General features: G+C 64.6%; 1 protein-coding gene. It reads right to left on the reverse strand.

Going from position 1 to position 342, the window contains the following annotated elements:
* Positions 1 to 8: 8 nt before the first annotated feature.
* A partial coding sequence (locus tag NQF87_RS08755) for a GlcG/HbpS family heme-binding protein (RefSeq protein WP_266128023.1) occupies positions 9 to 342 on the reverse strand: 334 nt, incomplete at its 5' end.

Consider the following 342-nt stretch of genomic DNA (forward strand, 5'->3'; position numbering starts at 1 on the left):
AGGTCCGTTTAGGATTGTTCAAATCCCAGACGGTTCAGGGCGTGTTCGGCCAGGTCCCTGTCCTGCTCATATGTGCCACCGGACACGCCGATGCCGCCGATCAGCCGCCCATCGGCAAGGAGCGGGCATCCGCCCCCCACGGTCACCAGACGTGGCCGACTAGTCAGGGGAGCCATGTGAGGGTCCTGAACGATCCGGTTCCAGACATGGGTGGGCTGGCCGAATGAACTGGCCGTCCACGCCTTGTCGATGGCAATGTCGACCGTCAGGAAGGCGGCCCCGTCACTCCGTCCGAAGGCCTGGAGGTGCCCGCCTGCATCCGTAATGGCGACGGAGACAGGC

The sequence above is a fragment of the Bombella dulcis genome, assembly GCF_026385505.1.
GTDB lineage: Bacteria > Pseudomonadota > Alphaproteobacteria > Acetobacterales > Acetobacteraceae > Bombella > Bombella dulcis.